Source organism: Sphingobium limneticum, assembly GCF_008710165.1.
GTDB classification, from domain to species: domain Bacteria; phylum Pseudomonadota; class Alphaproteobacteria; order Sphingomonadales; family Sphingomonadaceae; genus Sphingobium; species Sphingobium limneticum.
In genome coordinates this window covers 119,116-138,454 of sequence record NZ_VYQA01000008.1, presented here as the reverse complement: position 1 = coordinate 138,454, position 19,339 = coordinate 119,116, and the positions used below count along the sequence as shown (strand labels likewise).

Annotated in this window: 19 protein-coding genes; 6 read left to right on the top strand and 13 right to left on the bottom strand. The window is 64.1% G+C overall.

The features are described from left to right. Positions 1 to 53: 53 nt before the first annotated feature. Together F4U95_RS12460 and F4U95_RS12455 are read right to left on the bottom strand one after the other, a co-directional pair. Positions 54 to 701 (bottom strand): class I SAM-dependent methyltransferase, encoded by a 648-nt coding sequence (locus F4U95_RS12460; protein WP_150425901.1) that lies wholly within the window; start codon positions 699 to 701, stop codon positions 54 to 56. 135 nt (positions 702 to 836) lie between these two features. Next, entirely contained in the window at positions 837 to 3,131 is a 2,295-nt protein-coding gene (locus F4U95_RS12455; protein WP_150425900.1) for a CDC48 family AAA ATPase, read from the bottom strand. A gap of 335 nt (positions 3,132 to 3,466) precedes the next feature. Between F4U95_RS12455 and F4U95_RS12450 the strand changes: the two genes are divergently transcribed. Both F4U95_RS12450 and F4U95_RS12445 read left to right on the top strand, forming a co-directional pair. Beyond that, positions 3,467 to 4,348 carry a LysR substrate-binding domain-containing protein gene (locus tag F4U95_RS12450; RefSeq protein ID WP_120251048.1) on the top strand — a complete coding sequence of 294 codons (882 nt, stop codon included), beginning with the start codon at positions 3,467 to 3,469 and terminating at the stop codon, positions 4,346 to 4,348. A 102-nt stretch (positions 4,349 to 4,450) separates the two neighbouring features. Beyond that, entirely contained in the window at positions 4,451 to 5,611 is a 1,161-nt protein-coding gene (locus tag F4U95_RS12445; protein WP_120252204.1) for a GGDEF domain-containing protein, read from the top strand. Positions 5,612 to 5,748: 137 nt separating this feature from the next. Here F4U95_RS12445 and F4U95_RS12440 read toward each other — a convergent pair whose 3' ends face one another. Continuing rightward, positions 5,749 to 6,420 carry a glutathione S-transferase family protein gene (locus F4U95_RS12440; RefSeq protein WP_120251049.1) on the bottom strand — a complete coding sequence of 224 codons (672 nt, stop codon included), beginning with the start codon at positions 6,418 to 6,420 and terminating at the stop codon, positions 5,749 to 5,751. Positions 6,421 to 6,604: 184 nt separating this feature from the next. On the opposite strand from F4U95_RS12440, the gene acs reads away from it, so the two are divergent. Both acs and F4U95_RS12430 read left to right on the top strand, forming a co-directional pair. Continuing rightward, positions 6,605 to 8,548, top strand: a complete 1,944-nt coding sequence (acs, locus tag F4U95_RS12435) for an acetate--CoA ligase (protein ID WP_150425899.1) — start codon at positions 6,605 to 6,607, stop codon at positions 8,546 to 8,548. 105 nt (positions 8,549 to 8,653) lie between these two features. After that, positions 8,654 to 9,166, top strand: a complete 513-nt coding sequence (locus F4U95_RS12430) for a cytochrome b (protein WP_150425898.1) — start codon at positions 8,654 to 8,656, stop codon at positions 9,164 to 9,166. Positions 9,167 to 9,594: 428 nt separating this feature from the next. Here the strand turns inward: F4U95_RS12430 and F4U95_RS12425 are convergent, their stop codons facing one another. Continuing rightward, positions 9,595 to 10,803, bottom strand: a complete 1,209-nt coding sequence (locus tag F4U95_RS12425) for a UbiH/UbiF/VisC/COQ6 family ubiquinone biosynthesis hydroxylase (protein WP_150425897.1) — start codon at positions 10,801 to 10,803, stop codon at positions 9,595 to 9,597. A gap of 98 nt (positions 10,804 to 10,901) precedes the next feature. Further along, positions 10,902 to 11,993 carry a branched-chain amino acid aminotransferase gene (locus F4U95_RS12420; protein ID WP_150425896.1) on the bottom strand — a complete coding sequence of 364 codons (1,092 nt, stop codon included), beginning with the start codon at positions 11,991 to 11,993 and terminating at the stop codon, positions 10,902 to 10,904. Between the two features lie 160 nt (positions 11,994 to 12,153). Between F4U95_RS12420 and F4U95_RS12415 the strand changes: the two genes are divergently transcribed. Both F4U95_RS12415 and F4U95_RS12410 read left to right on the top strand, forming a co-directional pair. Continuing rightward, positions 12,154 to 13,173 carry a threonine aldolase family protein gene (locus F4U95_RS12415; RefSeq protein ID WP_150425895.1) on the top strand — a complete coding sequence of 340 codons (1,020 nt, stop codon included), beginning with the start codon at positions 12,154 to 12,156 and terminating at the stop codon, positions 13,171 to 13,173. Further along, positions 13,166 to 14,077, top strand: coding sequence for a DMT family transporter (locus F4U95_RS12410; protein WP_246171585.1), 912 nt, complete (start codon positions 13,166 to 13,168; stop codon positions 14,075 to 14,077). Before F4U95_RS12415 ends, F4U95_RS12410 begins: the two co-directional genes overlap by 8 nt. Here the strand turns inward: F4U95_RS12410 and F4U95_RS24795 are convergent. From F4U95_RS24795 to F4U95_RS12375, 8 genes are all read right to left on the bottom strand, one after another. After that, positions 14,074 to 14,226 (bottom strand): hypothetical protein, encoded by a 153-nt coding sequence (locus F4U95_RS24795; RefSeq protein ID WP_170267491.1) that lies wholly within the window; start codon positions 14,224 to 14,226, stop codon positions 14,074 to 14,076. The genes F4U95_RS12410 and F4U95_RS24795 overlap by 4 nt on opposite strands. 79 nt (positions 14,227 to 14,305) lie before the next feature. Continuing rightward, a complete protein-coding gene (locus F4U95_RS12405) occupies positions 14,306 to 15,100 on the bottom strand; it encodes a Rossmann-fold NAD(P)-binding domain-containing protein (protein ID WP_150425894.1) in 795 nt (264 codons plus the stop codon). An 84-nt stretch (positions 15,101 to 15,184) separates the two neighbouring features. After that, complete coding sequence (locus tag F4U95_RS12400) at positions 15,185 to 15,547, bottom strand: HesB/IscA family protein (RefSeq protein WP_150425893.1); 363 nt, start codon at positions 15,545 to 15,547, stop codon at positions 15,185 to 15,187. Beyond that, positions 15,547 to 15,996, bottom strand: coding sequence for an SUF system Fe-S cluster assembly protein (locus F4U95_RS12395; RefSeq protein WP_120251058.1), 450 nt, complete (start codon positions 15,994 to 15,996; stop codon positions 15,547 to 15,549). The genes F4U95_RS12400 and F4U95_RS12395 overlap by 1 nt, the downstream gene beginning before the upstream one ends. After that, on the bottom strand, positions 15,993 to 17,198 hold the full coding sequence (locus F4U95_RS12390; RefSeq protein ID WP_150425892.1) for an aminotransferase class V-fold PLP-dependent enzyme: 1,206 nt from the start codon (positions 17,196 to 17,198) through the stop codon (positions 15,993 to 15,995). Before F4U95_RS12390 ends, F4U95_RS12395 begins: the two co-directional genes overlap by 4 nt. Then, the gene (locus F4U95_RS12385) at positions 17,195 to 17,947 is read right to left on the bottom strand and encodes a SufD family Fe-S cluster assembly protein (RefSeq protein ID WP_150425891.1); all 753 of its coding nucleotides are present in this window, start codon (positions 17,945 to 17,947) and stop codon (positions 17,195 to 17,197) included. The genes F4U95_RS12390 and F4U95_RS12385 overlap by 4 nt, the downstream gene beginning before the upstream one ends. Positions 17,948 to 18,047: 100 nt before the next feature. Further along, on the bottom strand, positions 18,048 to 18,791 hold the full coding sequence (sufC, locus tag F4U95_RS12380) for a Fe-S cluster assembly ATPase SufC (protein WP_150425890.1): 744 nt from the start codon (positions 18,789 to 18,791) through the stop codon (positions 18,048 to 18,050). A gap of 3 nt (positions 18,792 to 18,794) precedes the next feature. After that, complete coding sequence (locus tag F4U95_RS12375) at positions 18,795 to 19,250, bottom strand: hypothetical protein (RefSeq protein ID WP_120251061.1); 456 nt, start codon at positions 19,248 to 19,250, stop codon at positions 18,795 to 18,797. Between the last annotated feature and the right edge of the window lie 89 nt (positions 19,251 to 19,339).

Genomic DNA, 19,339 nt, shown 5'->3' with positions numbered 1-19,339 from the left:
GAAGGGAAGCGGTGATCAATATCGGAACATTATCGATATCGATCAGGGCCCTGTCAGGCGGCCTGCGCCATATCCTCCTCCCGTACCGCACGGATCATGCGGCAGGGCGGGATGTTCCGCCATTCCAGCGCGTCGCTGACATCGCCGAAAACGGGATTGAGGAAACGCAGCACATAGCGCGAATATTGATAGATGAGGAAAGCACCGCCCGGCCGCAGCGCCCGCCGCGTCTCGGCACAGATCGCCGCGCCGACACCGTCGGGCAGGGTGGAAAAGGGGATGCCCGACAGCACATAGTCGGCCTGATAATGGCCCGCTTCCTTGATGAACCGTCGCACGTCGGCGGCCGATCCATGCACGACGCGCAAGCGCGGATCGTCGATTTCGGCCTCCAGATAGGCGACGAAATCCAGGTTGAGGTCGATCGCCAGCAACATCCCGTCGGCGGGCAGCCGGTCGAGAATAGGGCGGGTGAAGGTGCCGACACCCGGACCAAATTCCACGAACAGGCGCGTATTGCGCCAATCCACCTGGTCCAGCATCCGGTCCACCAGCGTCGCAGAGGAGGGGATGACCGACCCGATCATGCCGGGATGCTTGATGAACTGGCGAAAGAACATGCCCCACTGGCTTAAAAAAGATCCGGACTTTCCTTTACCGGCCTTGGCCTTCTTGGTCTTCTTCAATGGAATGGAGGCCATCAACTTCCGCCTGTGTGAGTCATCCAGAACGCCTTGCAAATCCGGGCCTTTCTGGCAAGCGGCTTTGCAACATGTCTGTCATGAACGCGGGGGCGGCGGATGGGTTCAATCCGCCGCCCCCGCTGCAGGTCCGCGTCAATCGCTGCGATCGCGCGATCGCACCATGCCCGGCGCGATGAAGCCGATGGGATCGACCTGCATCGCCCGCTGCTTCAATTGTGCCTGGATCTGCTCATATTCGCGCTCCATTTCGGGCGTGACGGAGGCGCGTGTGTCCTCCAGCCCGCTTTCGAAATGGGCCTGCGTCACCTTGTCGACCGAAAGCGACTGGCGCAGCGCGAACAGGCCGGCGCGGCGGACGAGGTCTTCCAGATCGGCGCCGGTGAACCGCTCCGTCTGCACCGCCAGCCGATCCAGATCGACATCGTCGGCCAGCGGCATCTTGGCCGTATGGATGCCCAATATGCGACGGCGGCCCGCTTCGTCTGGCACCGGCACATAGATCAGCTCATCGAACCGGCCCGGTCGCAGCAGCGCCGGATCGATCAATGTCGGGCGGTTGGTGGCGCCGATCACGACCACCGACTGCAATTCCTCCAGCCCGTCCATTTCGGCGAGGATCGTGTTCACCACCCGCTCCGTCACCGCCGGCTCGCCAAGCCCCCCGCCGCGCGCGGGGACCAGACTGTCCAGTTCGTCGATGAAGATGACCGTAGGCGCCACCTGCCGCGCGCGGGCGAAGAGGCGGGCGATCTGCTGCTCGCTTTCCCCATACCATTTGGACAGGAGATCGCTCGATTTGGTCGCGATGAAATTGGCCTGCGCCTCGCGCGCCACCGCCTTGGCCAGCAAGGTCTTGCCGGTGCCGGGCGGGCCGTAGAGCAGGAAGCCCTTGGCCGGGCGGATACCGATACGGCGAAAGGCGTCTGGGTCTTTCAGCGGCAGCTCGACCCCTTCCTTCAGGCGCATCTGCGCGTCGTCCAGCCCCCCGATATCGGACCAGCCGATATTGGGCGCCTGCACCATCACCTCACGCATGGCGGACGGCTGGACGCGCTTGATCGCCGAGAGGAAATCCTCCCGCGTGACGGACAATTCCTCCAGCACGTCGGGCGGGATCGTGCCGTCCTCCAGATTGAGGCGCGGCATGAAACGGCGCACCGTCTCGATCGCGGCCTCCCGCGTCAGCGCAGCAAGATCCGCACCGACGAAACCGTAGGTCATGCGTGCCAGTTCGGCGAGGTCGACCCGGTCGCCCAGCGGCATTCCGCGCGTATGGATGCCCAATATCTCACGCCGGCCGCGCTCGTCGGGGACGCCGACGATGATCTCGCGGTCGAAGCGGCCGGGCCGCCGCAGCGCTTCGTCGATCGCTTCGGGCCGGTTGGTGGCAGCGATGACGACCAGATTGGTGCGCGGCTCCAGCCCATCCATCAGCGTCAGCAGTTGCGCGACGAGCCGCTTTTCCGTCTCGCCGGTCACTTGGCCTCGCTTGGGCGCAATCGAATCGATCTCGTCGATGAACAGGATCGAGGGTGCCGCTTTCGCCGCTGCCTCGAATATCTCGCGCAGCTGCTTTTCCGACTCGCCATAGGCCGATCCCATGATTTCGGGACCGTTGATCAGGAAAAATTCCGCGTCCGATTCATTGGCGACCGCGCGAGCCAGGCGCGTCTTGCCCGTGCCCGGCGGGCCATGCAGCAACACGCCCTTGGGCGGATCGACGCCCAGCCGCGTGAAGAGTTCGGGATAGCGCAGCGGCAGCTCCACCATCTCGCGCAGCTGGTCGATCGCATCGGCCATGCCGCCGACATCGTCATAGGTCACATCGGCGCGGCGCGATTCGCGCGGCTCCTCATATTCGGCGCGCAGTTCGACTTCGGTGTCCGCGTCGATATGGACGATGCCCTTGGGCACGGTGGATACGACGACCAGCCGGATTTCCTGCAAGGCATAGGCCGGCGCCGCCAGCATCTGGCGCAGTTGCGGCGGCATGTCGTTGGGGGGCACCTGCTGCTGCCCGGCCGTCGCGACGACATCGCCGGACGTCAGCGGCCGTTGGTAGAAGACCCGCTTCAACGCATCGGGGTTGCCCTGTAGTCGTAGATTATTTTGTGCAGGTGCGAACACGACCCGCTGCGCGGCACGCGGTTCCGCCTTCATGATCTGGACGAAGTCGCCCGACCCCACCCCGGCATTGGCGCGCTGCAACCCGTCGAGGCGAAGCACGTCCAGCCCTTCATCCTCCTTGTACGGGCGCACCACCCGCGCGGGCGTCGCGCGCTTGCCGACGATCTCGACCACATCGCCTTCGGCCAGCTGCAATTGCGCCATGACGGTCAGCGGCAAGCGCGCCAAACCGCGGCCCGCATCCTCCGGCCGCGCATTGGCGACCTGAATCCGGCGTCCTTCCTGTTCCTGATCAGCCACGCGGCATCCCCGTCTTTGTCGTTCCGTAACGATGTAGGAAACACAGTGGCCGGGAAAAAGGGGCAAGCGATCAGACCGCGCGACCAAAAAAAAGGGCCGGTCGCAAAACCAGCCCTGAAAGTTTTAGGAGAGGATGCCTGAAAGGCACCTCCTATGTGCAGTGCGACATGATATATTGCAAGTGCGAAAAGAATCGTCAGGTTGCAAAATTTGCATCTTGCCATTTGGTCCAATTTCCTGCTCAGTAGGGAGAGGATGCTTGAACCCCGGTTCGCGCGGCGCACGACAATAAGCCATGACGCGGCGCAGCGCACCGGCCTAAACATTGACGAGATATGCGCAGATTGCCGCCCCTTACGGCCCTGGAGGCCTTTGTTCAGGTTGCCCGCCTGGGATCCGTCAAGGCGGCGGCGGAGGAACTCGCCCTGTCGACTCCGGCGCTCAGCCGCCGGGTCCAGGCGCTGGAGCGCTTCATCGGCCGCCCCCTGTTCGACCGCAAGCATCAGGCGCTGGAAATCAACGCCGAAGGGCAAAGGCTGCTGGACGATATCGCGCCTGCGCTGGATTCGCTCAGCCAGGCGCTGGAAAATATCCAGAGCGGCGGCAATCAGCTGCGCCTGCGCCTGGCGGTGATGCCGCTGTTCGCGACGCAGCGCCTCTTCCCGCATCTGGGCAACCTGCGCAAACAACATCCCCAGCTGCATATCGACATCGAAACCACCCCCCACGCCGTCGCGCGGCTGGGCGAAGGGCTGGACGCGGCGATCGTGCTGATGGCCAAGGATATCGATTCCGCCCTTTATGCCCATGAGCTGGACCATGAGCAGGTCTATCTGATCGGCCGGCGCGAGTTGCTGGAGGGGCCGCAGGCCCTGACCTCACCCGAAGAACTGGCGCAGCAGACCGTGCTGCTCCATCGCGACATGGCATTATCCTTCGACGCGTGGAAGGAAGCGGCCGGCCTGCCCGATCTTCAGCCACTGGCCGTGGACAATTATGATTCGGGCCAGTTGATGCTGGAAGCCGCCGCGCAAGGGCTGGGCGTCGCCGTGATGCACGCCAGCCATTATGAACAGTCGCATGATCCGCGGCTGGTGCGGCTGTTCCCGATCCATGTCGACAGCCCCTATCGCTACTTCTTCGTCTGCCGCCCGCGCGCGCTCCAGACCCGCGCCGTGCGCATCTTCCGCGACTGGCTGGTCAGCGCGGATATTTGAGAGACTGTTTGAGAATGCGCCATCCGGCGCATTCCGGCTCTGACTCCGATTATTTCGCTGCCGATCCCTTAACCTTGTTTCATGTCGTCCGTTATGGAGAGCATGAACGGGGCACAACCATCTTCCGCGAGCCCGCAACATGGGCTGACCGACCGTCTGGCACGCTGGGCCAGGGGGTTTTCCGGCAAATCCGAGGAGGATAGCGTCGAAGAGGATGAACAGCGACCGCGCAGCGGCACCGCTCTCAATCGCGAGATCAACCGCCGCAAACAGCTTTACAGCGACATCGGCGATTTTCTCTTCGCCCATGATCTCGACCTGACGCCCATCAATTTCAGCGTCGCGCTGGACTATCTGACCGGCGCGAATATCGGCGTCGAAAAGGCGATCAAGGCCGTGATGATGGAGCGCGGCAAGATCACCAACGGCTGGATCGAGACGATCGCGGCGGAACAGCGCGCCGACGAGGTGACGCCCGAATCGCTCGCCTCCATGCTGGACAAGGTGGAGGAAAATCTCACCCAGTTCACCGGCCTGATGCACGAATCGCGCAACAGCGCGAAGGATTATGGCGCGGCCCTGCAGGAACAGGCGAAAGATCTGGGCGAAGGGCGCGACAATGAGCCGGTGCTGGCGCGTCTGGTCGGCCTGACGCGATCCATGGTGGAAAAGACCCGCCAGGTCGAAAGCCAGCTGCGCGAAAATCAGAAACAGACGCAGGCGCTCAAATCGAGCCTGGAAAATGCCCGCCGCGCCGCCGAGCACGACCATCTGACCGGCCTGCCCAACCGCCGCGCCTTCGAAAGCGTGCTGCGCGAGGAAATGGAACAGGCCCAGGGCAATGGCGAAACCCTGTCGGTCGCCTTTTGCGACATCGACCATTTCAAACATATCAACGACACCCATGGCCATGACACCGGCGATCGGGTGTTGAAATTCGTTGCCGGGCTGCTGGCCAAGGCGTCCAACGATCGCTGCCATGTGGCGCGGCATGGCGGCGAGGAATTCGTGATGCTGTTCCGCGGCAAGACGGCCGCCGAAGCCTGCGAAGCGGTGGACAGCGTACGCGAGGATCTGGCCAATCGCAGCCTCGTCAACCGCACCAATGGCGAGCGGATGGACCGGGTCAGCTTTTCCGCCGGCGTCGCCAATGTGCTGGCCTATGACGATCCGCGCGGCGCGCTCAAGGCCGCCGACCGCGCCCTGTATCTCGCCAAGGAACATGGCCGCAACCGCGTCTACCTGGCGGCCGAAACGGATTGATTTACGAAGGCCGTTCCCCGGCGCAGGCCGGGGTCCAGTCGAAGCGGCGGAACTGGCCCCCGGCCTGCGCCGGGGAACAGGAATAAGTCAGGCGGGGCTCATCATCTCAAGCCGTCCGCACGTCACCTACACCGCCTTCAGAAATCCGGCTTTTCATAATGGGCCGGCGGGGTGATGACCTCCATCCGCTCCGACAATAAGGGCCGGAAGGACGGACGCGATTTGAAGCCCGCATACCAGCGCTTCACTGGCTCATGGCCCGCCCAGTCGATCCCGCCCAGATAATCCGCCACGGACAGATGCGCCGCCGCCGCGATATCGGCCAGGCTCAGCGTCGCGCCCGCCATCCAGCTGCGATGGTCGAGCAGATAGTCCATATAGTCCATATGGACATTGGCGCGCTTCATCGCCTCGCGCAGCACACGGGCGTCGGGCGATGCCCGCTCGACCAAACGCTTCTTCATCCGCTCGTGCAGCAGCGGACCGACCACGTCGCCGTAGAAATTCTGATCGAAAAAGGCGGTCAGCCGTCGCACCTCCGCCCGCCCGGCAGCGGTGCCGGAGATCAGCGCGAATTTCTCCACCGTCTCTTCGAAATATTCGCAGATCGCCTGGCTGTCGATCAGCGTCACGCCCTTTTCCGCGTCCGCCATGACCGGCGTGGTGCCGGCCGGATTCAGATCCAGAAATTCGTCGCGCATCGCCCAGGGCGATTCACGCACCAGATCATAGCCGATCCCCTTCTCACCCAGGAGGAGCCGGACCTTGCGGGAAAAGGGGCAGAGCGGAAATTGATAAAGCAACCACATAAGTGATATCTGTTAGGCGCGGGCGCGCGCCGGGGAAAGCGGCAAAATGCCGCCACGATATTCATTCGATACGGCGATATTGGCCAAAAGGAGGGCAAGAAACGGCATGGTCCGGCCTTCCGGTCCCCCGCATCGGGCGATAGAAGAGAGGGCAATAATGATTTCGTGATGGAAAGGATGCCCGATGTCTGACGATTTCTTCCCCGTGCCGGAGGCATGGGCCACGGGATCGCTGATGGACCGGGCGACGCGCGACGCAGATTATGCGCGCTCGATCGAAACGCCCCATGACTATTGGCTGGAGCGGGCGCAGCGGCTGGACTGGATCACGCCGCCGACCCTGACCAACGAAAGCAGCTTTGCCGAAGCGGATTTCGGCGTGAAGTGGTTTGCCGACGGCGTGCTGAACGTCAGCGTCAATTGCGTGGACCGGCATCTGGCGCAGCGGGCAGACCAGACCGCGATCCTGTGGGAACCCGATTCGCCCGATGCACAGCCGCGCCGGTACAGCTATGCGCAATTGCATGCGGAAGTCAGCCGCTTCGCCAATGTGCTGAAGGCCGCCGGCGCGAAGAAAGGCGACCGCATCACTGTCTACATGCCGATGATCCCGGAGGCCGCCTTCGCCCTGCTTGCCTGCGCGCGGATCGGCGCGGTCCATAGCGTCGTGTTCGGCGGCTTTTCGCCCGACGCGCTCGCCGGCCGCATTCAGGATTGCGATTCCAACATCGTCATCACTGCCGACGAAGGGCGCCGCGGCGGCAAGACGGTGCCGCTCAAGGTCAATGTTGACGCGGCCCTTGCCCATTGCCCCAGCGTGAAGAAAGTCGTCGTGGTCAAGGCCACCGGCGGCGCAGTCATGATGCAGGACGGTCGGGATTTGTGGCTGCATGAGGAAACGGCAAAGGTATCGGCCGATTGCCCGCCCGAACCGATGAACGCCGAAGACCCGCTCTTCATCCTCTACACCTCCGGCTCCACCGGCAAGCCCAAGGGGGTGCTGCACACGACCGGCGGCTATCTCCTCTGGGCGGCGCTCACGCACGAACTCTGTTTCGATTATCGCCCCGGCGACATCTATTGGTGCGCGGCCGATATCGGCTGGGTCACGGGCCACAGCTATATCGTCTATGGCCCACTGGCGAACGGCGCGACGACTTTGATGTATGAAGGCGTCCCCAATTACCCGACCGCCAGCCGCATCTGGGACGTGGTCGACCGGCATCAGGTCCAGACCCTCTTCACCGCCCCCACGGCGCTGCGCGCGTTGATGAAGGAGGGCGACGACTTCGTCACCCGCACCAGCCGCGCCTCGCTCCGCCTGCTCGGCACGGTGGGGGAGCCGATCAATCCGGAGGCCTGGCGCTGGTATCATGGCGTGGTCGGCGAAGGCCGTTGCCCGATCATCGACACCTGGTGGCAGACGGAGACGGGCGGCGCGATGATCGCGCCGACGCCCGGCGCCACGGACCTCAAGCCCGGTTCCGCCACCTTCCCCATGCCGGGCGTCGTGCCGCAGATCGTCGATGGCGAAGGCCAGGTGCTGGACGGCGCGACCGAGGGCAATCTGGTCATCGCGCAAAGCTGGCCGGGGCAGATGCGCACCGTCTGGGGCGATCATGAGCGTTTCTTCCAGACCTATTTCACCACTTTCCCCGGCAAATATACGACCGGCGACGGCGCGCGGCGCGACGCGGACGGCTATTATTGGATCACCGGGCGGGTGGACGACGTCATCAACGTGTCGGGCCATCGCATGGGCACGGCGGAGGTCGAAAGCGCGCTGGTGCTGCACGAGAGCGTGGCGGAGGCAGCGGTCGTCGGCTTCCCGCATGATATCAAGGGCCAGGGCATCTACGCCTATGTGACGCTCAACAGCGGTGAGGAGGCGACCGACGATCTGCGCGCGACCCTGGTGAAATGGGTGCGGACGGAAATCGGCCCGATCGCCACGCCCGACGTCATCCAGTTCGCGCCCGGCCTGCCCAAGACGCGGTCGGGCAAGATCATGCGCCGCATCCTGCGCAAGATCGCCGAGGGCGACGTATCGGCACAGGCGCTGGGCGACACCAGCACATTGGCTGACCCTTCGGTAGTGGATAATCTGGTCGCCAACCGTCAGAAGTAGATCCAAGGGATCGCACCGCAGCGCGATCCCCTTGGACTTAGGGTCATGGCCATCGGGTAGGACGGTCATGGCTATCTCAAGGGACATATCCGAAAAGGAGAACCCATGGCCCGTTACACGACCGTCGCCCGTGCCCTGCACTGGATCATCGCGATCCTGATTTTGGGGAACCTCTTCTTCGGCTTCGCGCATGATGCCCTGCCCAAGGACTGGGCGGTGATGCCGGTCCACAAGTCGATCGGCCTGACCGTGCTGGCGCTGACGCTGGTGCGGATCGTCTGGCGACTGACCCACCCGGCCCCGCCGCTGCCCGCCGCCATGCCCGCATGGGAAAGGGGCGCGGCGCATGCGACCCACCTCGTCTTCTATGCGCTGATGCTGATCCTGCCGCTATCGGGCTGGATCATGTCGTCGGCGGGGACACGGCCCCTGAACTGGTTCTTCCTGTTCGACGTGCCCAAATTCGCGGTGGGCAAGGAAGACGCAATCGTCGGCCTGTCGCGCGGCGCGCACGAACTTCTGCCCTGGCTCTGGGTCGCGCTGATCATCCTGCACATCGGCGCCGCGCTGCGCCATCATTTCGCGCTGAAGGACGATGTGTTGCGGCGGATGCTGTGAGTTGAAATTTCCGTTCGCTTGGGCTATATGGCCTGAAGCAAAAGACGCTTTTTCGTCCTTCGTTACAGAACCCCCGTCATTGCCGTGGCGGGGGTTCACTCGTTCAGAGGGCAGGTTGCCGCCCGCCCTCTGCCCGTCGCACACCTTATTTGGAGCGCGAAACCTCCACGATCTTGAGGATCAAGGTTGCGAAGGCGATCATCACCCCAAGGGCGATGCACGCATCAGCAAAAGACAATTTTCTACTCCTTTCGCTATGCAGCACGATTGCTGCCTAATGATGTAAGAGCAGAATATTGCGGATGCCAAGCATCTTAGGTGCAGTATACAGCAAGCGTTCGATCTAAGACGCCAATAGCTAAGTAAGCAAAGCCCGCTGATTACTCGCAATTCCACAAAGCGCCTAACCTGCGGGGTGTGTGGACGATCTAAACCAACTCGCCCGACAGCAATTTCGGCAGCGCGCCCGACTGGCCACGCGCTTCGGCCATGAAGCGGCCCTTGAGCGCCCCGCTGCGCTGCACTGCCGCCAGCCCCGCGCGGCGCACCAGCGACGGGATTTTGCCCGGTACGTCGAACAGCCGCACCAGCCCGTCCATCGCCACGCTGGTCATCATCGAATCCAGTCCGCGCCAGCGCTGATAGCGCGCCAGCAACTGCGCATCGCCCGGATCGAGGCCAAGCCGCATCCCGTCCACCAGCACTTCTACCAGCGCAGCGACGTCGCGGAAGCCGAGATTGACGCCCTGCCCTGCGATCGGGTGGATGGCGTGCGCGCTGTCCCCCACCAGCGCGAGCCGCGTGTCGGTGATCCGCGCCGCATGATGGAAGCCCAGGGGGTAGGAGGAGCGCGGCCCCGCCAGCTTGATCTCGCCCAGAAAGCCACCGATCCGCTTCTGCGCTTCGGCGAGCCAGGCGCGTTCGGACAGTTTCATCATCGCCGGCGCCTGCTCCGTCGGCACCGTCCACACCACGGCGGACCGGGTACCCGGCAGCATCGGCAACAGCGCGAAGGGGCCGCCAACATAGAAAATCTCGTACGCCGTATTGGCGTGCGGCACCTCATGATCGATCGCCGTGACCATGGCGCTATGCTTATATTGCCAGCGGGTGGTGTTGATCCCTGCCGCATCGCGCGTGGGGCTGTTGCGCCCCTCCGCCGCGACCAGCAGCGCGCCCTGGATGGTGGCCCCGCTCGCCAGCGTCAGCGTGACGCCATCGACATTGCGATCCACATGGGTCGCCAGATCGGGCTGGTAGCGGGTGAGGTTCGCCGCTTCGTCGGCCGTCTTTGCCAGCGCGATGCGCAACTCACGATTGGGGACCATCGTCCCCATCACGCCGTCATCGGCATCCGGCGCGAAATCCAGCGCGCCCGGTTCCAGCCCGTCGCTGACCCAGATCCGGTCGATCGGACAGCCCTTGCCCTCCAGATGCCTGCCCACGCCAATGGCGTTCATCATGGCATAGCTGGTGGAGCTGATCGCCGACACCCGACCGTCGAACCCGGCGGCGGTCACGCCTACCGGGTCGGCCGGGTCGATCACGGCGGTCTTCACGCCATGGCCCGAAAGAGCGATGCCCAGGGTAAGGCCGACAAGCCCACCCCCCAAAATCACGACGTCGAAGCGTTCCATGACCCTGTGTCTAGGCGCTTGGGAAGGGATTGGGAAGCGGTGGCATTTCCATAAAAGGACGTCATCCCCGCGGAGGCGGGAATGACGAAATTAAAAACTTAAAGCGTGCGCACCCAATCGGCCGGGTCCGCCACCACGCCGCGCTGGATGCCGGTCAGTTCGGCGCGCAGCGTTTCCGTCACCAGCCCGCCATCGCCATTGCCGACGGTGAAATCGCCGGTGCTGCTCTTGACCATGCCGATCGCGGTGACGACCGCCGCCGTGCCGCAGGCGAAGGCCTCGCGCAGCTTGCCGCTGGCCGCGTCCGCGCGCCACTGGGCGAAGCTGTAGGGCTCTTCGCGTACCTCATGCCCCTTGGCGCGGGCTAGCGAGATGATCGAATTGCGCGTGATACCGGGCAGGATCGTGCCGGTCAGCGGCGGCGTGACGATCGACCCGTCGTCCATCACGAAGAAGACGTTCATGCCGCCCAGCTCCTCGACCCACTTATTTTCGGCGGCGTCCAGGAAGACGACCTGATCGCAGCCATGGCCGATCGCTTCCTTCTGCGCGACCAGCGACGCGGCATAATTGCCGCCGCACTTGGCCGCACCCGTGCCGCCGCGTGCAGCGCGGGTATAATGTTCCGACACCCACAGGGTCACGGCCTTCTTGCCACCCTTGAAATAGGCGCCGGCGGGCGAAGCGATGACGCAGAAAATATATTCGTTCGACGGGCGCACGCCCAGAAAGGCTTCGCTCGCGAACAGGAAGGGGCGCAGATACAGGCTGCCTTCACCGGTCGGGATCCAGTCGGCGTCGATCTTCACCAGTTCCTCGACCGCTTCCAGGAACAGATCCTGCGGAATGGCGGGCATCGCCATCCGCTCGGCCGATTCGGCGAAGCGGCGGGCATTTTCCTCCGGGCGGAACATGGCGACGCTGCCATCCTCCAGCCGATAGGCCTTCATCCCTTCGAAGATTTCCTGCGCATAATGCAGCACGGCGCAGGCGGGATCGAGCATGAAGGGCGCGCGCGCCTCCACCTTGTGGCTGTGCCAGCCCTGACCCTCGGTATAGCGGATCGTCACCATATGGTCGGTAAATAGCCGACCAAAGCCCGGATCTTCGAGCAATACAGCGCGCTTGTCCGCCGGCACAGCCTGGCTGTTGCGGGTGACGGTGAAACGCGACGTCTGCTCGGCGGCCATGGTGAGTCTCCTTGTTCTGGCTCGGACGAGGCCGCCTATGTCACAGAGCGGCCAGCGAAACAATGTGTCATATATACTGACATATTCCATGATCGGAAAAAGGCCAGCTGGCCATCGCTGGCCTCTTCCCGCCTGGCCGCCGTCCGGTTATCGCTGCGCCATGCATTTTTTCTCCGACAACGCCACGCCGCTCTCCCCGCAGATCATGGCCGCCATCGCCGGTGCCGACCGGGCCGATCATGGCTATGATGGCGATGGCTGGAGCGCGCGACTGGACGGCGCCTTTTCCGACCTGTTCGACACGCCGGTCAGCGCGCTGTGGGTATCGACCGGCACGGCGGCCAATTGCATCGCGCTGGCGACCCTCTGCCCGCCCTATGGCGGCGTGGTCTGCCATGAGGAAGCGCATATCGCGGTCGACGAATGCGGCGCACCGGGCTTCTTCACCCATGGCGCGACCTTGATGCCGCTGCCCGGCGACGGCGCGAAGCTGACGCCGGGCGCCGTGACCGACCGGCTGAAGACGATCCGCCCCGACGTGCATCAGGTGCCGGCGCGCGCCATCAGCATCACCAACGCGACCGAATATGGGCTGACCTACAGTCCGGACGAGGTCGCCGCGCTGGGCGATGTCGCCAAAGCCAATGGCCTTGGCTTCCACATGGACGGCGCCCGTTTCGCCAATGCCGTCGCGCATCTGGGCTGCGCGCCCGCCGACGTCACCTGGCGCGCGGGCTTGGACGCCCTCTCCTTCGGCTGCGTCAAAAATGGCGGCATGGTGGGGGAAGCCCTGCTCTTCTTCGGCGAGGCGGCGCCTGCGCGCGCAGCGGAAGCCAAGCGCTGGCGCAAGCGCTCGGGCCATCTCTTCTCCAAGGGGCGCTATCTCGCCGCGCAGATATTGGCGATGATCGAGGACGATCTGTGGCTGGCCAACGCCCGCGCCGCGAATGGCGCGGCACAGACGCTGGCGGAAGGCGCCTCCGGACGACTGATGCACCCGGTCCAGGCGAACGAGCTGTTCATCCGCCTCACCGCCGATGAAGCCGCCCGCCTGCGCGCGCAGGGTTTCGATTTCTACGACTGGGGCGAAGGCGCGGCGCGGCTCGTCACCAACTGGTCGCAGGATGCGCACAGCGTTGCGCCGCTGGCGGATGCGCTGCGGGCGCTCGACCGTGAATGACGGGGCCAAGGGGGGGATCATCATCCCCTTCATTCTGGTCGTCCTGATCTGGAGTTCGACCTGGATCGTCATTCGCGACCAGATCGGATCGGTGCCGGCCAGCTGGTCGGTCTGCTATCGGTTCGCGCTGGCCGGCGTCGCCATGGCCGCCTTTGCACGGTGGCGCGGCGTGTCGCTCGCCATCGGACGCAGCGGACTGCTCTACGCTGCGCTGCTGGGCGTCGCGCAGTTCGTGCTGAATTTCAACTTCGTCTATCGCGCCGAACATTATCTGACATCGGGGCTGGTCGCGGTCGTCTATGCGATGCTTCTCATCCCCAATTCGATCCTGTCCTTCCTCATTTTCCGCCAACCGGTCAGCCGCACCTTCATCGGTGGATCGGTGGTGGCGGTAACTGGCATCGTCCTGATGCTGCTGCACGAATATCATGCCGCGCTATCGGAAGCCGGAGGGGTCAATCCCGACATGGTGCTGCTGGGCGCGGGCTTTGCTTTCGCCGGCCTGATCAGCGCGTCGGCCGCCAATGTGATGCAGGGGATGGAGATCGCCCGCCGCCTGCCGATGGTGGCGGTGCTGGCCTGGGCCATGCTGATCGGCGCTGGGGTGGATGCGCTCTATGCCTGGGCGACGATCGGCCCGCCGACCTTCGACATGCGGCCGGGCTATATGTTGGGCGTCGGCTGGCTGGGCCTGGCCGGGTCGGTCGTGACCTTCCCGCTCTATTTCACCCTGATCCAGCGCATGGGCGCGGGCCGGGCGGCCTATACCAGCGTCCTCATCCCGGTCATCGCGATGCTGATCTCGACGCTCGCGGAGGGTTATCGCTGGTCGGCTTTGTCCATCATCGGCGCGCTGCTGGCGATCGCCGGCATGGGCATCGCCCTGCGATCGAAGGCGGCTTAACGCGCGCCCGGCTGATAGCGCAATTTGGCGGCGTTGACCTTGTCCAGCAGGCTGGCGATCGACGGCACCGCCGCGCCCGAGCGCGCAGGCATGGTCAGGTCGTTCATCCGGTGGCTGAGTTTGGAGAAAGTCTTGTCGATCCGGGTCATGGGGGCGTGCCTTTATGCAGTGCTGCCCCGCTTGTCGATCGCCTGGGTTAACAAGGCGTAAACCATGCGACGGATCGCCTCAAAGGCAGGCACGCAGCCCTTCCTTGTAGGTCGGATGGAGCGGCGACCAGCCCAGCAGCCGCTTCGCCCGGCCATTGGCCACCCGGCGATTTTCCGCATAAAAGGCCCGCGCCATGGGCGACAGTTGCGCTTCCTCCAATGTCAGGAGCGGCGGCACCGGCTGGCCCAGGAGCGCGCAGGCGGCCTCTATCACGTCGTTCTGCGCGCAGGGCAGGTCGTCGGCCAGATTATAGACGCCCGCCGGACCATCGAACGATGCGACCACGCCCGCGACAATGTCGTCCACATGGACTCGGCTGAAAACCTGATCGGGCAGGGCGATGCGATGCGCTTTCCCCTCCCGCACCCGCTCCAGCGCTGACCGGCCGGGACCATAGATGCCGGGCAGGCGAAAACGGCGCATGTCGGCGCGTAACGCCCCCCATGCCATGTCCGCCGCCGCCCGCGCGGTCCGGCGCCCCTGCCCGACCGGGCTGGCTTCATCCACCCAAGCACCCGCCGCATCGCCATAGACGCCGGTAGAGGAGAGATAGCCTGTCCAGATCGCCGGCGCGGCAGCAATGGCATCGCCATAGCGGGCCAGCACCGGATCGGCATCGCCCTCTGGCGGGACGGAGGAGAGGATATAGGTCGTCTGTGCGATGGCGGCGCGGACGGCATTGTCGTCATCAAAGGCAAGGCTGTCGGCGTCAGCGCTGCGCCGAACGCCGGTGACTTGCCATCCATCGCCGCGCAGACGAGCGGCCAGACGAGAGGCGGTATAGCCCATGCCGAGGATCAGCATATATGCCATTATTCCTCCCGTTCGGTTCGAGCTTGTCGAGAACCCCGCGCGATGTTCTCGACAAGCTCGAACCGAACGGAGCAGAAAGAGCGCTTAAACCGTAAAGCTCTCACCGCAGCCGCAACTGCCCTTGGCATTGGGATTGTTGAAGACGAAGCCGGCGGTGAAATCATCTTCCACCCAGTTCATCGTCGATCCGATCAGATACAGAACCGATGCGCCATCGATATAGAGGACGCCGCCCGGCATTTCGATCTTCTCGTCGAACTTGGCTTCCGTCGTCACATAATCGACCGAATAGGCCAGGCCCGAACAGCCGCGCTTGGGGGTCGACAGCTTGACGCCGATCGTGCCTTCGGGCGCCTGGCCCATCAGGTCGGCGATGCGCTGCTCGGCGCTCGGCGTCAGCAGGACGGCGGCGGGGCGGGCGCGGGTCTTGGTCTGTACGTCGGTCATTACAGCATCCCCAGTTCGAGCTTCGCTTCGTCGCTCATCTTCTGCGGATCCCATGGCGGATCCCAGACCAGATTGACCTGCGCATCGCCCACGCCCGGCACCGCGCCAACGCGCAGTTCGACTTCGCCCGGCATGGATTCGGCGACCGGGCAATGCGGCGTGGTCAGCGTCATCGTGACGACGGCATGGCCGTCCGTCGTCACGTCCACGCCGTAGATCAGTCCAAGGTCATAAATATTCACCGGAATTTCCGGGTCATAAATTTCCTTGAGCGCCTCGATGATCCCATCATACAGATCGCCGCCCGGCTCGCCCGCAGGCGTCTCGACCGGCTTCTGCGACAGGAACCCGTCCAGATAGTCGCGCTGGCGCGTCTCCTCGACGCGTGCCTTGGGTGGTGCATTCACAGCATCCACTTCCTCGACCAAAATCTTCCGCTCTTCGCTCATCCGAAGATCTTCCTCACTCGTTCGATGCCTTTGACCAGCGCATCCACATCGCTGTCGTCGCTATAGATGCCGAAGCTGGCCCGTGCGGTCGCCTCGACGCCCAGATGGCGCATCAGCGGCTGTGCGCAATGATGGCCGGCCCGGATCGCGACGCCCGTTTCATCCAATATGGTGCCGACATCGTGCGGATGCACCCCCTCCACTTCAAAAGAGAGGATACCCGCGCTGTCATCCGGTCCGAAGACGCGCACGCTGTTGATCTGCTCCAATGCGGTGCGGGCCTTGGCCACCAGCGCACATTCATGGGCATGGATCGCGTCCAGCCCGATGCCCTGCACATAATCGATCGCGGCAGACAGGCCGACGACGCCGGTAATATGCGGCGTCCCCGCCTCGAACCGCGTCGGCGCGGGGGCGTAGGTCGTCTTTTCGAACGTCACCTTGTCGATCATCGACCCGCCACCCTGATAGGGCGGCATGGCGTCGAGCAGTTCCGCACGGCCCCACAGCACGCCGATGCCGGTCGGGCCATAGAGTTTATGCGCGGAAAAGACGTAGAAATCGCAATCCAGCGCAGCCACGTCCACCGCAAGGCGCGGCACGGCCTGGCACCCGTCGATCAAAATCTTCGCGCCGACCATATGGGCGATGTCGGCGGAGCGGCGGCAATCCAGCACGCTGCCCAGCACGTTGGACACATGGGCCAGCGCGACCATGCGATGGCGCGGCGTGATCATCGCGCGCATCGCGTCCAGATCGATCCGGCCATCGTCGGTGAGCGGCACGACGTCGATATGAGCGCCGACCTTCTCCGCCACGATCTGCCACGGCACGATATTGCTATGATGTTCCAGCGTGGACAGCAGGATGCGGTCGCCCGCCTTCAACTGCGTGCCCGCCCAGCATTGGGCGACGAGGTTGATGCCCTCGGTCGCGCCGCGAACATAAACGATCTCGCTGTCCGACTTCGCGCCGATGAAGCTGGCGACCTTCCGCCGCGCCGCTTCATAGGCCAGCGTCATATTGGCCGACCGTTCATAGACACCGCGATGCACCGTCGCATAATCGGGACCATAGGCCCGCGCAATCGCATCGATGACGGCATTGGGCTTCTGCGCGGTGGCGGCGCTGTCAAGATAATGCCAGTCGCCCACACCGGGGAAATCATCCCGCAAGCGCAGACCCTGTGCGAGGTCGGTCATACCAGCGCCTCCAGCTTGGCGATCGCGGCGACTTCCAGCGCTTGCCTGACCGCTTCGTCTGCCACATCGTCGAACACGCCTGCGACGAAGGAGCGCAGCAGCAACGTCTTGGCCGTCGCCGGATCCATGCCACGGCTCGCCATGTAGAAGAGCGCCGCCTTGTCCAGTTCGCCGACCGTCGCGCCATGGGCGCATTTCACGTCGTCGGCGAAGATTTCCAGTTCCGGCTTGGCATTCGCCGTCGCCGTGCGGTCCAGCAGCATCGCCTTGATCGACTGGAAGGCATCGGTGCGCTGCGCATCGCGCGCGACGTTGATGCTGCCCAGATAGCTGCCCGTGGCGCGCTGACCCAGGATCGACCGGATCGTCTGGCCGCTGGTCGAATCCGGCTTGGCATGGGTGACGCTGGTGATGATCTCCAGCGTCTGGTCGCCGCCGCCAAGGATCGCGCCGTTCAGCTCGAAATGCGCATTGCTGCCGATCGTGACGTCAAACGTCACGCGCCCCAGCTTACCGCCGACATTGAGCACATGGAAATCGCACCGCGCCCCGTCCGCGACAGTGATGACATAGTCATGCACCGCCGCCTGTGCATCGGCCGCATCCTGCAACAGATGATGGCGCGCCGTTTCGCCTTCCGCCACGTCGATACGCGTCGGCGCGGGCGTCGGCCAGATGGAGGCGACAGCCTCCAGATCGCTATAGCGCCATTCTTCCTGTTTGCGCGTAGGCAGAGCGAGAGCGGTCACAGGCACGCCTCCTCCGCGTCTCCGCGCCTCCGCGTGAACAGAATCTTCTCACGCGGAGACGCGGAGACGCGGAGAGAAAGGAGGATGCCTGCGGCGCGCATTATGCCACCACCTCGGCATAGCCTTCGCGTTCCAGTTCCAGCGCCAGTTCGGGACCACCCGACTTGACGATCCGGCCCGCTGCCAGAACATGGACGAAGTCCGGCTTCACATAATCGAGCAGGCGCTGATAATGGGTGATCAGCAGCACGGCCTTGTCGGGCTTGCGCATGATCGCGTTGATCCCCGCGCCCACGATCTTCAAAGCGTCGATGTCGAGGCCGCTGTCCGTCTCGTCCAGGATCGCCAGCTTGGGGTCGAGAATGCCCATCTGCACCATTTCGGCGCGCTTCTTCTCACCGCCCGAAAAGCCGACATTCACCGGACGCTTCAACATTTCCATGTCGAGGCCCAGCAGACCGGCCTTTTCCTTGGCCAGCTTGATGAACTCGCCGCCGTTCAACTCCTTCTCGCCCCGTGCGCGGCGCTGCGAATTGAGGCTTTCGCGCAGGAATTGCAGGTTGGACACGCCCGGAATCTCGACCGGATATTGGAAGCCCAGGAACAGGCCGGCTGCGGCACGCTCATGCGGCTCCAGTTCGAACAGGTCCGCGCCCTCGAAGGTCGCGGTGCCGCCGGTCACGTCATAGTTGGGACGGCCGCCCAGCGTATAGGCCAGCGTGGACTTGCCCGCGCCGTTCGGCCCCATGATCGCGTGGATTTCCCCCGCATTGATCTGGAGCGACAGGCCCTTGAGGATCGCCTTGCCGTCGATTTCGTTGGTGAGATTGTCGATCGTCAGCATCTCTTATCCCTCATGCGCGCGCTGGAGCGTTCGCGCGGTCCAGAACGCCATGTCGCGCACATCGCCCGGTGCGGGGAACAGCGTATCGATATGGCGCTTGATCGGCATATAGGGCCACCAGTCGGCACCCGGTTCCGGCGCGCCCTTTTCCAGCAGCGCGACGACGAATTCGCTGACCGGCCCCATGCGGGCGAGGTTGGGCGCCTTCGCCTTGTGGAACGCCTTGTCCTTGCGCAGCTTCTCGGTGAAGGCGACATCACCCGCTTCCAGCGCCGCACGGCTCTCCGCCTCATAGGCGTCGAGGTCGCCAAAATCCTTGGCGGCGCGGGCCTGCAACTCGCCCTCTTCCAGCTCATAATCCTCGGTCAGGATGCGGATCGCGGCGGTCCATGACTGGCCGTTGCTCACATCCTCCGCGAAATCCGCGAGGGCATCCTGGATATCGTCTTCGTCGCTCAAAGTTCGGTCCTTCAAAATCTAATGTCGTTCGTCACCCCGGACTTGATCCGGGGTCCCGCTACTTCCGAAACGAGCGGGATGCCGGATCA